13 protein-coding genes are annotated in these 13,093 nt (G+C 50.1%); 8 read left to right on the forward strand and 5 right to left on the reverse strand.

Going from position 1 to position 13,093, the window contains the following annotated elements:
• Positions 1–371: 371 nt before the first annotated feature.
• From fabI to osmB, 7 genes are all read left to right on the forward strand, one after another.
• Complete coding sequence (gene fabI / locus NNO02_RS20715; protein ID WP_005126472.1) at positions 372–1,160, forward strand: enoyl-ACP reductase FabI; 789 nt, start codon at positions 372–374, stop codon at positions 1,158–1,160.
• Positions 1,161–1,376: 216 nt separating this feature from the next.
• Positions 1,377–2,522: a carboxymuconolactone decarboxylase family protein gene (locus NNO02_RS20720; protein WP_271455612.1), complete on the forward strand. Its 1,146-nt coding sequence runs from the start codon at positions 1,377–1,379 to the stop codon at positions 2,520–2,522.
• An 89-nt stretch (positions 2,523–2,611) separates the two neighbouring features.
• The gene (locus NNO02_RS20725; protein ID WP_271442826.1) at positions 2,612–4,546 is read left to right on the forward strand and encodes an exoribonuclease II; all 1,935 of its coding nucleotides are present in this window, start codon (positions 2,612–2,614) and stop codon (positions 4,544–4,546) included.
• A 261-nt stretch (positions 4,547–4,807) separates the two neighbouring features.
• Positions 4,808–6,799 carry a cyclic di-GMP phosphodiesterase gene (pdeR, locus tag NNO02_RS20730; RefSeq protein ID WP_271450178.1) on the forward strand — a complete coding sequence of 664 codons (1,992 nt, stop codon included), beginning with the start codon at positions 4,808–4,810 and terminating at the stop codon, positions 6,797–6,799.
• 194 nt (positions 6,800–6,993) lie between these two features.
• Entirely contained in the window at positions 6,994–7,176 is a 183-nt protein-coding gene (locus tag NNO02_RS20735) for a YciZ family protein (protein ID WP_271455613.1), read from the forward strand.
• A gap of 96 nt (positions 7,177–7,272) precedes the next feature.
• Positions 7,273–8,025, forward strand: coding sequence for a DNA-binding transcriptional regulator YciT (gene yciT / locus NNO02_RS20740; RefSeq protein WP_048211504.1), 753 nt, complete (start codon positions 7,273–7,275; stop codon positions 8,023–8,025).
• A 266-nt stretch (positions 8,026–8,291) separates the two neighbouring features.
• Positions 8,292–8,510 carry an osmotically-inducible lipoprotein OsmB gene (gene osmB / locus NNO02_RS20745; protein WP_003020583.1) on the forward strand — a complete coding sequence of 73 codons (219 nt, stop codon included), beginning with the start codon at positions 8,292–8,294 and terminating at the stop codon, positions 8,508–8,510.
• A 92-nt stretch (positions 8,511–8,602) separates the two neighbouring features.
• Here osmB and yciH read toward each other — a convergent pair whose 3' ends face one another.
• From yciH to pgpB, 5 genes are all read right to left on the reverse strand, one after another.
• The gene (yciH, locus tag NNO02_RS20750; RefSeq protein ID WP_271455614.1) at positions 8,603–8,929 is read right to left on the reverse strand and encodes a stress response translation initiation inhibitor YciH; all 327 of its coding nucleotides are present in this window, start codon (positions 8,927–8,929) and stop codon (positions 8,603–8,605) included.
• A complete protein-coding gene (gene pyrF / locus NNO02_RS20755) occupies positions 8,930–9,667 on the reverse strand; it encodes an orotidine-5'-phosphate decarboxylase (RefSeq protein ID WP_271455615.1) in 738 nt (245 codons plus the stop codon).
• Between the two features lie 189 nt (positions 9,668–9,856).
• Positions 9,857–11,026 (reverse strand): lipopolysaccharide assembly protein LapB, encoded by a 1,170-nt coding sequence (gene lapB / locus NNO02_RS20760; RefSeq protein ID WP_271442725.1) that lies wholly within the window; start codon positions 11,024–11,026, stop codon positions 9,857–9,859.
• Between the two features lie 6 nt (positions 11,027–11,032).
• Positions 11,033–11,341 (reverse strand): LapA family protein, encoded by a 309-nt coding sequence (locus NNO02_RS20765; RefSeq protein WP_005126452.1) that lies wholly within the window; start codon positions 11,339–11,341, stop codon positions 11,033–11,035.
• A 155-nt stretch (positions 11,342–11,496) separates the two neighbouring features.
• Complete coding sequence (pgpB, locus tag NNO02_RS20770; RefSeq protein WP_271455616.1) at positions 11,497–12,255, reverse strand: phosphatidylglycerophosphatase B; 759 nt, start codon at positions 12,253–12,255, stop codon at positions 11,497–11,499.
• A gap of 196 nt (positions 12,256–12,451) precedes the next feature.
• On the opposite strand from pgpB, the gene ribA reads away from it, so the two are divergent.
• Positions 12,452–13,093 (forward strand): GTP cyclohydrolase II (gene ribA, locus NNO02_RS20775; RefSeq protein WP_271455617.1); only part of this gene is annotated, 642 nt, incomplete at its 3' end.

Genomic DNA, 13,093 nt, shown 5'->3' on the forward strand with positions numbered 1-13,093 from the left:
AGAATGTTCTTACATTGATATACGTTAAAACATCGACTAGAGGTCAGATCATACCATTTTAACCCTCTGACGCCTTGTATTTTCACCTTATCCCCCTGCTCTTCTCTGGTTGGATGAGGCAGAACCAGGGGGGAGTGATATACTCCTCACGTGCAATGAATAGTGACAGGCCACCGGGTGCTGACAACAATTCCCTGCCCACTGAAATGCCGTTTACTGCTGCTCCCCGACGGGTGAATAGCAGAGAAAGATCGTGACACAAGGGGCAAAGAGTGGGATATAATTTCACACCAATTTCGAGTGACCTTGAAATTGCAATCATAACTCATTGATTGCTAAAAAAATAAGTAATGACTATAAGGATTAAAGCTATGGGTTTTCTTTCCGGTAAGCGCATTCTGGTGACCGGTCTTGCCAGTAAATTGTCCATCGCCTATGGTATCGCTCAGGCGATGCACCGCGAAGGCGCTGAACTGGCGTTCACCTACCAGAACGACAAACTGAAAGGCCGCGTGGAAGAATTTGCAGCTCAGCTGGGTTCCAACATCGTACTGCAGTGTGATGTGGCTGAAGACGCCAGCATCGACACCATGTTCGCTGAACTGGGCAAAGTCTGGCCGAAATTCGACGGTTTCGTACACTCCATCGGTTTCGCACCTGCTGACCAGTTGGATGGCGACTACGTGAATGCGGTCACCCGCGAAGGCTTTAAAATTGCTCATGACATCAGCGCGTACAGCTTTGTTGCAATGGCAAAAGCATGCCGTTCCATGCTGAACCCTGGTTCTGCACTGCTGACGCTGTCCTACCTTGGTGCAGAGCGCGCAATCCCGAACTACAACGTAATGGGTCTGGCGAAAGCCTCTCTGGAAGCCAACGTTCGTTATATGGCTAACGCGATGGGTCCTGAAGGCGTGCGTGTGAATGCAATCTCCGCTGGTCCAATCCGTACTCTGGCTGCTTCCGGTATCAAAGATTTCCGTAAAATGCTGGCACATTGCGAAGCGGTTACGCCGATTCGTCGTACCGTTACCATTGAAGATGTGGGCAACTCTGCGGCATTCCTGTGCTCAGACCTGTCCGCCGGTATCTCCGGTGAAGTCGTTCACGTTGACGGCGGCTTCAGCATCGCCGCAATGAACGAACTGGAACTGAAATAATCTTTCAGACTTCCTCTATGGGCGACGCTCCGTCGCCCATTATTTTCCTCTCCCTTCCCCCTCGCTCGTCGCTATATATGCTTTTCTGATATTTATTATCACTTAACAATCTTTCATCACCTCATTCGCTTACGTCAGGATATCGCAGCGCAAACGATCCGGCGTACAGCTATGACGACGTATCCGGGTCGCCACTTTTTAGACCAAGGAACGCCCATGGAACAACGCCGAATTGAAGGCAAAAGCCACTGGTATCATGAGACACAATCCAGTACATACCCGCAAGATGTTCTGCCGTTGGTACCAGAAGCCGCGCACGTCGAGGACCGATTTTTGCTGGATCTGACGATACCTGCCGTTGCGCTTTTACCCTTTCAGTCCTGGTTAGAACCTGCCCGTAAACTTGCTCACCTTCTCTTCCCTGTACATGTTGCTCTGGACTCAATGCACACGTTCAGCGCCTACGAGCGTATGAGTACCGCCTTAACCGTCGCTCAGGTTTGTGGCGTACAGCGTTTATGTAATCATTATGCTGCACGTCTTACCCCCCTTCCTGGCCCTAATTCATCCAGGGAAAGTAACCATCGACTGGCGCAAATCACCCAATATGCTCGCCAGCTCGCCAGCACTCCGGCCGTCATCGGCTCACGGGATCGCCAGCATCTGGTGGCGGTTGGACTCACGACCAGCGACAGTGTTCTGATGAATCAAATCGTTGGCTTTGTCGGCTTTCAGGCCCGCGTCGTTGCGTTGTTTCAGGCCTGGTTTGGCCATCCTGTGCGCCGCATTCCTGGCCTCGATATTCAGCAATTTGCCGAGGCATCCCCCTTTAGTGCAGAAGAAGCCCAGTGGCACACCGCCGACCTGCCGATTGAAAAACATTTTCCCAGCGCAGAAACACATGTCAGCCATACTCCCACTGTATTGCAAACGCTGGGGCCATTACTGCAACACTCACCTGACGAACTGGCGTTATTTAAAGCGCTTTTTACCAGCACATTACACAGCGATGTGCACTCACGGACATTTTCTCTGGCAACGCTGCTCACATCGCGGATTAACGGTAGCGTATCCTGCTTCAATGAGTACGCCCTCTCAGCCACTGAGCTCACTGAGATTATCACCGTACTTCGCCAGGATGAGCGTCAAATACAGCGCTGGGAGCAACGACATCCGGTTGAGCGCGTCACCCTGCAGGCGGTACAATGGTTAACCCGAGCGCCCGATCGCTTTAGCACCGCACTGCTTACCCCACTGCTCGATCAGGGTATATCCTCAGAACAGGCAATCAACGTGCTGGCCTGGAGCGGATTGTGCGGATGGCTAAATCGTTTGAAGATCGCGTTGGGCGAGACGTATTAACCGATCCACTTGCTGAAAGAGCGCTTGCTGCGACTGACAGATTCGCGTAAAACTGTCAGCCGCTCTTTCAGCCACGAAAATAGACAATTATGCTTCAGGACAACCCGCTGCTAGCGCAGCTTAAACAGCAACTACATTCCCAGACGCCACGTGCTGAAGGGGTGGTAAAAGCCACGGAAAAAGGCTTTGGCTTCCTGGAAGTCGATGCACAAAAAAGCTATTTCATTCCGCCGCCGCAGATGAAAAAAGTGATGCATGGCGACCGCATTGTGGCGGTTATCCATACGGAAAAAGATCGCGAATCTGCCGAGCCGGAAGAACTGATCGAACCGTTCCTGACGCGCTTCGTGGGCAAAGTTCAGGGTAAGAATGACCGCCTGTCCATTGTGCCGGATCACCCGCTGCTGAAAGATGCGATTCCCTGCCGCGCCGCGCGTGGCGTTGAACATGAATTTAAAGAAGGTGACTGGGCTGTAGCAGAAATGCGCCGCCACCCGTTAAAAGGCGACCGCACCTTCTACGCCGAGTTAACCCAATTTATTACCTTCGCTGACGATCACTTCGTTCCGTGGTGGGTCACATTGGCTCGCCATAATCTGGAAAAAGAAGCACCCGATGGTGTCGCCACTGAGATGCTGGATGAGGGCCTGGTGCGTGAGGACTTAACCGCACTGAACTTCGTCACCATCGACAGCGCCAGTACGCAGGACATGGATGACGCGCTTTACGCCGAAGAACAAACGGATGGCAAATTACAGCTAACCGTCGCGATTGCCGATCCTACCGCCTGGATTGCTGAAGGCAGTAAGCTGGATAACATTGCAAAAATTCGTGCATTTACCAACTACCTGCCGGGGTTCAACATCCCAATGTTGCCGCGCGAGCTTTCTGACGATCTGTGTTCTCTGCGCGCTAATGAAATTCGCCCGGTTTTGGCCTGCCGCATGAGCATCACTGCTGACGGTACGATCGAAGACAATATCACCTTCTTCGCGGCGACAATCGAATCTAAAGCGAAGCTGGCTTATGACAACGTTTCTGACTGGCTTGAAGGCACGGGTGACTGGCAGCCGGAGAATGACGCAATTGCACAGCAGATCCGCCTGCTGCATCGTATCTGTCTAAGTCGTGGCGAATGGCGCCATAACCATGCTCTGGTATTCAAAGACCGCCCGGATTACCGTTTCGTTCTTGGTGAAAAAGGTGAAGTACTGGATATCGTGGCGGAACCGCGCCGCATCGCGAACCGCATTGTGGAAGAGTCCATGATTGCGGCGAACATTTGTGCTGCCCGCGTACTGCGCGACAAGCTGGGCTTCGGTATTTATAACGTGCATATGGGATTCGATCCGGCTAATGCAGAAGCACTGGCTGCCCTCCTGAAAACCCATGGTATGCACGTTGATGCTGAAGAGGTCCTGACGCTGGAAGGCTTCTGTAAACTGCGTCGTGAGCTGGATGCTCAGCCATCCGGTTTCCTCGACAGCCGCATTCGTCGATTCCAGTCTTACGCTGAGATCAGCACCGAGCCGGGTCCGCATTTTGGTCTGGGCCTGGAAGCTTATGCCACCTGGACCTCGCCTATCCGTAAGTATGGCGACATGATTAACCACCGACTGCTTAAGGCCGTCATCAAAGGTGAGACAATTTCCCGCCCGCAGGATGATACGACTTTGCAGATGGCTGAACGTCGCCGCCTGAACCGCATGGCTGAACGTGATGTGGGGGACTGGTTGTATGCACGTTTTCTGAATGACAAAGCCGGTACCGACACCCGCTTTGCGGCCGAGATTATTGATGTCAGCCGTGGTGGTATGCGTGTACGTTTAATTGATAACGGCGCGGTAGCCTTTATTCCGGCCCCCTTCCTGCACGCGGTTCGTGATGAACTGGTGTGTAACCAGGAAAGTGGAACGATCCAGATCAAAGGTGAAGTGGTTTACAAAGTTACCGATGTCATTGACGTCACCATCGCCGAAGTGCGAATGGAAACCCGCAGCGTCATCGCGCGCCCTGCCCTATAATACGCATTAACTCAACGACCTTTCTCTTTTGTGAAAGGTCGTTTTCTTTTTCCCCGCCCAATTGCCTGCCACGCACTACACTTCTTTCATCCGGTCATATTTATTTTTTACTATTTTCCGTTCGCCAGCTTTGCTTTTTCCTGAATCTGGATTACACATAAATATATAAATAAAACAATACGTTCAGCCATCATCACCCTTTGAATTATGGCTACCCTTACTTTTGAGGCTCTATGCGCTTTAAACGGGATAGTACACATCATGAAAGACGTTCGGGAGCTGGCTACGTTGTATAGCTATGTGGGCACCCATAACCCTTACTGGCGTTTGTCAGAGGATTGCAACATCCTGCATTTCTCTATTGACGAAGCGGCAGAAACGAACCAGAACATCGAATTATCACCTGAGCAAGCCGACCGCATTCGGGAGATGACGGTCATCACGTCAAGCCTGTTAATGACACTGTCGATTGAAGACGACGATATCCCTGTTCACCTGGTTGGGCGGAAAATCAATAAACGCGAATGGGCCGGAAGTGCATCCGCCTGGGATGATACCCCCTCGGTCGCCCGTGATTTGGCACAAGGCCTTTCTTTTGCCGAACAGGTGGTCTCTGAAGCCAACTCCGTTATTGTCATCCTTGACCGCATGGGCAACATTCAGCGTTTCAATCGCCTGTGTGAAGAATATACCGGACTCAAGGAACGCGAAGTGATTGGTCAAAGTGTCTTCACGCTGTTTATGAGTCGACGCGAAGCCGCGGCCTCCAGACGCAACATCGATGTTTTCTTTCGCGAAGGCAACTCATATGAAGTCGAACGTTGGGTGAAGACCTGTAAAGGTCAGCGACTGTTTCTGTTTCGCAATAAATTTGTGCACAACGGTAGCGGTAAAAACGAAATATTTCTGATCTGCTCAGGTACCGATATCACCGAAGAACGGCGTGCTCAGGAACGCCTGAGAGTTCTGGCAAATACCGACTCCATTACCGGATTACCTAATCGGAATGCGATTCATGAGCTGATTACTGAAGCCATTGAGAATGCAGGAGATACTCAGGTTGGTATTGTGTACCTCGATCTGGATAATTTCAAAAAAGTAAACGATGCCTACGGACATATGTTCGGCGATCAACTGTTGCAAAGCGTATCACTGGCGATTCTCAGCTGTCTTGATGATAACCAGTTACTGGCCCGCTTTGGTGGCGATGAGTTTATTGTCCTCGCGACTGAAACATCTCAAGTGGCGCTGGAAGCCACGGCATCACGTATTTTGACCCGTTTGCGCCAGCCCTTCCGAATTGGCCTGATTGAGGTTTATACCGGTTGTTCGATTGGAATATCCCTTGCACCACAGCATGGACACGACTGCGAGAGCGTTATTCGCAATGCCGATACCGCCATGTATACCGCCAAGGAAGGCGGACGTGGACAATTCTGCGTTTTCTCTCCGGAAATGAACCAGCGAGTATTTGAGTATCTTTGGCTGGATACCAACTTACGTAAGGCGCTGGAAAACGATCAATTGTTGATTCATTACCAGCCGAAAATAACATGGCGTGGTGAAGTACGTAGTCTGGAGGCGCTGGTGCGCTGGCAGTCCCCTGAACGCGGCCTCATTCCTCCGCTGGAGTTTATCTCCTACGCTGAAGAATCAGGCTTGATTGTGCCGCTGGGGCGCTGGGTTATTCTCGACGTTGTTCGTCAGGTCGCAAAGTGGCGCGATAAAGGGATTAATCTGCGAGTGGCCGTGAACGTTTCTGCTCGCCAGCTTGCCGATCAGACGCTGTTTACCGACCTGAAACAGGTGCTTCACGACCTCAATTTTGAATATTGCCCTATCGATGTCGAATTGACCGAGAGCAGTTTAATTGAAAACGAACAACTGGCACTGTCCGTTATTCAGCAATTTAGCCAGCTTGGGGCACAGATCCATTTAGATGATTTCGGGACGGGTTATTCATCGTTGTCTCAACTTGCCCGCTTCCCACTTGATGCCATTAAGCTGGACCAGGCGTTCGTCAGGGATATTCATAAGCAACCCATTTCACAGTCGCTGGTGCGCGCCATTGTCGCGGTGGCGCAGGCGCTTAACCTGCAGGTGATAGCTGAAGGCGTTGAAAGTACGAAAGAGGATGCCTTTTTAACCAAAAATGGCGTCAATGAACGTCAGGGTTTTTTGTTCGCCAAGCCAATGCCAGCCGCTGCGTTTGAACGTTGGTATAAACGTCATCTGAATAAAAAAATGCGGTAACGCAACAAGAAAAGTGGAAGGGATAAACGTGAAAAATAGCCAAAAGTGGACACTGTGTGATGATCATATCTGTATGTAATCACAGAATATATAATATTCCCCAATCATTCATGTTAATACTATTTTTCCCTTCTCTTTTGGCATGAATTTCTGCATCATGAAATTCAAACCTTTTTGACATTAGGATGATGACCATGTCTGATATCGACGCACAACGTCTGGCCGAGCGCATTGATACCGTGCTGGATATTCTCGTTGCAGGCGATTACCACTCAGCTATCCATAACCTCGAAATTCTCAAGGCTGAACTGTTAGATATGGTCAAAGAAGATGCTACGTCTGTGTCAAACAAACCGAAGGCCCCGTGGGAGATCTGATGACCTCACTCACGTTATGTCGCTGTAGCCATCAGATTTCAGATAACGCAGCTACCGTTTAATTTCCGATACGATATCGCTATAAAAATTAATACTATGAATTCCCGACAACAATCTATTTTGCAGATGGTGATTGATAAAGGTCAGATGAGCGTGGCCGACCTGGCTAAAATCACTGGTGTATCCGAAGTGACGATTCGACAGGATCTGAACACACTGGAAAAACAGAGTTACTTGCGCCGTGCGCACGGTTTTGCGGTGTCACTGAACAGTGATGATGTCGAAACGCGCATGATGACCAATTTCACCCTTAAACGTGAACTGGCTGAATTTGCGGCGTCGCTGGTCAATCCTGGTGAATCCGTCTTTATTGAAAATGGCAGCAGCAATGCGCTGCTGGCCAGAACGCTGGCGGAACAAAAAGATGTCACCATCATCACGGTCAGTAGCTACATCGCGCACCTGCTCAAAGAAACACCGTGTGAAGTCATTCTCCTCGGTGGGATCTATCAGAAAAAAAGCGAGAGCATGGTCGGACCGTTGACTCGCCAATTTATTCAGCAGGTACATTTCAGTAAAGCCTTTATCGGTATTGATGGCTGGCAGGCCGACACCGGCTTCACCGGGCGTGATATGATGCGCTCTGATGTGGTTAATGCGGTTCTGGAAAAAGGCGCAGAGGTGATTGTACTCACCGATAGCTCTAAATTTGAGGCTATTCATCCCTACACACTGGGCCCGTTGGACAGATTCAGTCGTGTAGTTACAGACTCCAGACTCAGTGCCAGTGTGCAAATGCAACTTGAACACTCGGGTTTAACCGTCAATATCATTGATGCCCACGCATAATACTTCAGCAGATGATTTGTCTGCGGGCAGATCATCTTCTCTCTGAGACTTATCCGACGGTCCAATTAAGACTTTTTACCTGTCGTTAACAGGATAAAGTCGTAGAATTAATGTTAGCGATATAACAGGAGCGAACAATCACCTCAAGATTTGATTGTAATGCCCTGCGCTAAACGGTTTCGCGGAAATATCTTTAGTCGTCCTATTTTGGCGCTATCATTAAAGTGAACTGGATTCCGTGATTCAATAATTCAGGAGAAAGTATTATGTTAGTAACGAGCAAAAAAATGACCGCTGCCATTCTGGCGATTACACTAGCAATGTCTTTGAGTGCCTGCTCTAACTGGTCCAAACGTGACCGTAACACTGCAATCGGTGCAGGTGCAGGTGCGATAGGCGGTGCAGTCCTGACTGACGGCAGCACGCTGGGTACGCTGGGTGGTGCTGCAGTAGGTGGTATTATCGGCCACCAGGTGGGTAAATAATTTACGGTTGAACGGCTCGATATAATAATACGTTTACTTTTTCAGGTTTGTATTATTAGAAAAGCCACGGAGTGTATCCGTGGCTTTTTTTATTAGCCGCCTGCCAGCTTAACTTTCATTCCTTTGGCTTCCAGCAGCGATTTTATCAGGTCGCGTTTATCACCCTGAATTTCAATTACGCCGTCCTTCACTGCACCACCACAGCCACATTTTTTCTTCAGTTCTGCGGCTAATTTGACCAGTGCAGCGTCATCTTGATCAATACCGGTAATCAGGCAAACGCCCTTACCTTTACGACCGCTGGTCTGACGCTGAATGCGAACAATGCCATCGCCCTCCGGACGCTCTGCTACCACTCTGGGCTCATCAATTCGCCCGGACTCAGTTGAATAAACCAGTCGAGAGTTTGAGTCGCTCATTTATGCACCTCGATTCAGAGAGGCGTTGATCATCTTCAGCGTTTGCGCCGGATCTTCCGACTGCGTGACTGGACGACCAATCACCATGTAATCCACACCAGCGTCCAGCGCCTGCTGTGGCGTCATAATACGGCGCTGGTCACCCGCCTCACTCCCTGCAGGACGAATGCCTGGCGTCACCAGCTTAAATGCCTGACCAAACGCCTGCTTGAACCTCACCGCTTCATGCGCTGAGCATACTACCCCGTCCAACCCACAATTTTGCGTCAAACGCGCCAACTTTTCAGCATACTCCGCAGGTGACAACGTCACTCCAAGATCGACAAGGTCGCCGGCTTCCATACTGGTCAGGACCGTCACCGCAATTAACAGTGGCGCATCTTTACCAAAAGGCAGCAATGCTTCACGGGCAGCGGTCATCATTCGAGCCCCACCGGAAGCATGAACGTTTACCATCCAGACACCAAGGTCAGCTGCCGCCGCGACGGCATGCGCCGTGGTGTTGGGAATATCATGAAACTTCAAATCCAGAAAGACGTCGAAGCCGCGCTGTTGCAGATCCCGTACCAACTGAGGTCCAAAAAGTGTGAACATCTCTTTGCCCACTTTCAAACGGCAATCGCGAGGATCAATTCTGTCGACAAAAGCTAATGCCTTATCACGATTTGAATAATCCAACGCGACAACGACGGGAGAATCAGTAGCAGCACGGGAAGAAGATGAAGCAGTAAACGTCATGACCAGACCTTCTTGATGATGGGCGCACGAACGGCGCAAAATGGGTAAACGGCGTGCATTCTACCTGTGGTAATAGGAAATTAACAGGCGCGTTTACATTTCTGCGCAGCGATGTGGCGCAGGGGCCTAAGTGTTGGATGAAGAAAAACAAAGTAGTATGTTGTAACTAAAATGAGTTTTTTTTAAAAATTAGAGCCCATCCAGACCACGAATTGGCTTGATGGTTGACCAGGAGCGGCACGATGGGCAATGCCAGTACAGCGAATAAGCAGTAAACCCGCACTTTTGGCAACGATAGCGTGGCTTGCTACGTACTTGCTCGCCAACCATATCGCGCAAAACCATCAGACTCTCTTTTGCGCGCCCTTCTTCCGCTTCATTAAGATGGTAATCCATCAGTTTATGGAACACGCGCATCGTCGGGTGGCGTTGCAACTGACGGGTGATATAAACCTGCGCAGTATCAGTCCCCTCACGCGCCTCAAGAATATCAGCCAGCATCAACTCCGCGGCAGCACCGGTGTTTTCTTCGACCGCACGGCGTAAAAACTCCGCCCACTCATCGTTTTTACCCAGTTGTTGATAGCAGCTCTGCAGCATTTCCAGCGTTTCACTGACCAACTCTTTATCCTGGGAGATCACGCGTTGCAGGCATTCAACGGCCTTCGCGTAATCTCCCTTCAGCATATAAACGCGCCCCATCATAATCGAGACACGAGCACTGTTTTTGTCTGCAGCGGCTCCCTTTTTCAGCAATGCCATGGCGCGATCCACATCGTCGCTGCCCATTTGCTGCAAGGCCAGTTCACAGTAAAAATGCGCAATTTCAATGCGCTGATTATCTTTGCCGAGTTTCACCAGACGTTCTGCAACATCAATAGCTTTTTGCCATTCACTGGTTGCCTGATAGATTTGCAACAGTTGCTGCAATGCCCCCACACGGAAATCCGTTTCATCAGTCAACTGATTGAACATGTCTTCCGCACGGTCATACAATCCGGCAGCCATGTAGTCACGTCCCAACTGCTGTACAGCCAACAAACGCTGCTCATATGTCAGCGAAGCACTTTCCATGAGGGTTTGGTGGATACGGATAGCACGGTCAACTTCACCGCGTGAGCGGAACAGGTTTCCGAGGGTGAGATGAGCCTCAACGGTGCCGGTATCCTCTTTCAACATATCGAGGAACAGATCCACCGCTTTATCTTGTTGGTTGCTCAAGAGGAAGTTAACCCCGGCGACATAGTCGCGCGAAAGACGGTTAGCTTCATCCTGCTTTGTTTGTTGCGCACTTCTGCGACCCATATACCACCCATAGGCAGCGGCTACAGGTAAAAGCAGAAACAACAACTCCAACATAAATAATTATTCCTTCACAACCGACGAGTCGGCAGTTACCGCAACGTCGGTCGCAGGCGCAAGCTGGTTTTCCAGGCGTTTAATTTTACGTTCGGCACGCGCGAGAGACACACGAACCTTCAGCCAGAAGAGGCCGCAAATTAACCAACCAATCGCAAAACCTGCAGCAAACAATACAGCAAGCAGCGTGGAGATACGATACTCACCCTGAGCTAGCAGGTAATTAAACGTAACCTGTTGATCGTTTTGCGCACCCAATGTCACCGAAATAACAAAAATCGCCAACACCAGTAAGAAAATGAGTAAATATTTCACATTACTTCCCGTTATGTGGTTTGAGCGAATAAATCGTGTACAACTTACCGCGTTAAGCCCTTTAAATTACCATTTTCACGACGAGTGCGAAACGGAAAAGCGCCTTACGCTGTATGATTTGAGGGCTAAATTTGAAAAATCAATCACGGTCTGCGTTATTGCTCACGCTGCGCTATTTCCTTCGTCTCCTGGACGGGAGGTGTTAGAGGTCCACATACTCGCTGTGCAAGCCATGTTGCCAGCGTAACCAGCAGCCACGAAATCAGCGTCGCAACAACCAGATCCCGCGGCCAGTGCATGCCAAGAAGCAAACGACTCCCCATTACACCGGTCGCCCAGACGAGTAAGAACACAATCGTCAGCTTGCGCCTGCGTGGCCATAACAACCCGACACCCAGTAACGCCCAACTGGCGGCAAACAGGGTATGCCCTGAAGGAAAAGCAAAACCAGTCTCTTTTTGCCAGTGCTTTCGTAAAAAAGGTGGAATATCCTGCTGCCCGGATAACTGATCTTTTACTAAGTGCCCGCGGTCTTTACGTTTTAAAGTGTAGAACTCATCTACCGGAACATGGTGCGTTTTTTCCAGCCACAGAACAAATGGTCGGGGCTCCTGCACCCTCTCTTTAACCCAGGATTTCACACCCTGGCCAATTAAGATAGCCGCCGCCAGGATCGCAAATAGCATAACCGCGGCCTTCAGACGAAATCGTAGGCACCACAAAAACCACGCACAGAGAACAACATGGGTGATAATCCCCCAGGGTTGCGTCACCGTTTCAGTTACCCAGTATAAGGATTTTAACCACCAGACATTCTGCCCAGGCTGCCAGCTCCAGCCGGATATCCATACAGAAACCGGCATAATCAGTAACAACCCTGCGCCTACAGTGGTTCGCTTGGCAATAGACAGCATTGCGTCTCCTTTCGTCGATAAGTCCCACAATCATAACTGAAAAATCCACGCACCGGGAAAATTGACAATTTTGTGCCATTCGAAAATGAATGCGTTGCTGCAATTAGGTGAACACCCTTGCCTTATGGCAAAATAGTGCAATACAGAAGCCAACAGGCGACGGCACGCACAGTGCCAGCATAATCTGGAGAATTACATGCAGCTTAAACGTGTGGCAGAAGCCAAACTGCCAACCCCCTGGGGTGATTTCCTGATGGTGGGATTTGAAGAACTGGCAACCGGACACGATCATGTCGCACTGGTTTTTGGCGATATTTCAGGCCAGACGCCTGTCCTGGCACGTGTTCATTCCGAATGTCTGACCGGCGATGCGCTGTTCAGTCTGCGTTGTGATTGTGGCTTCCAACTGGAAGCGGCACTTACGCATATCGCTGAAGAAGGACGCGGTATTCTGCTCTACCATCGTCAGGAAGGACGTAACATCGGCCTGCTGAATAAGATCCGTGCCTATGCGTTGCAGGATCAGGGCTATGACACCGTCGAAGCCAACCATCAGTTAGGCTTTGCGGCAGACGAGCGAGACTTCACCTTGTGTGCCGATATGTTCAAATTATTGGGTGTGGATGAAGTCCGTCTGCTAACCAATAACCCGAAGAAAGTGGAAATTCTGACAGAAGCTGGGATCAATATTGTGGAGCGTGTGCCACTAATTGTTGGCCGTAACCCGAAGAATGAACACTATCTGGATACCAAAGCCGCTAAAATGGGACATCTGCTAAGCGAGGGACATTCGCGCTTGATGACGATGCAAAAAGCCTGCGTAAGCAGGCTTTTTTAT

This window comes from Citrobacter sp. Awk 2 (genome assembly GCF_028069815.1).
Taxonomy (GTDB): Bacteria; Pseudomonadota; Gammaproteobacteria; order Enterobacterales; family Enterobacteriaceae; genus Citrobacter.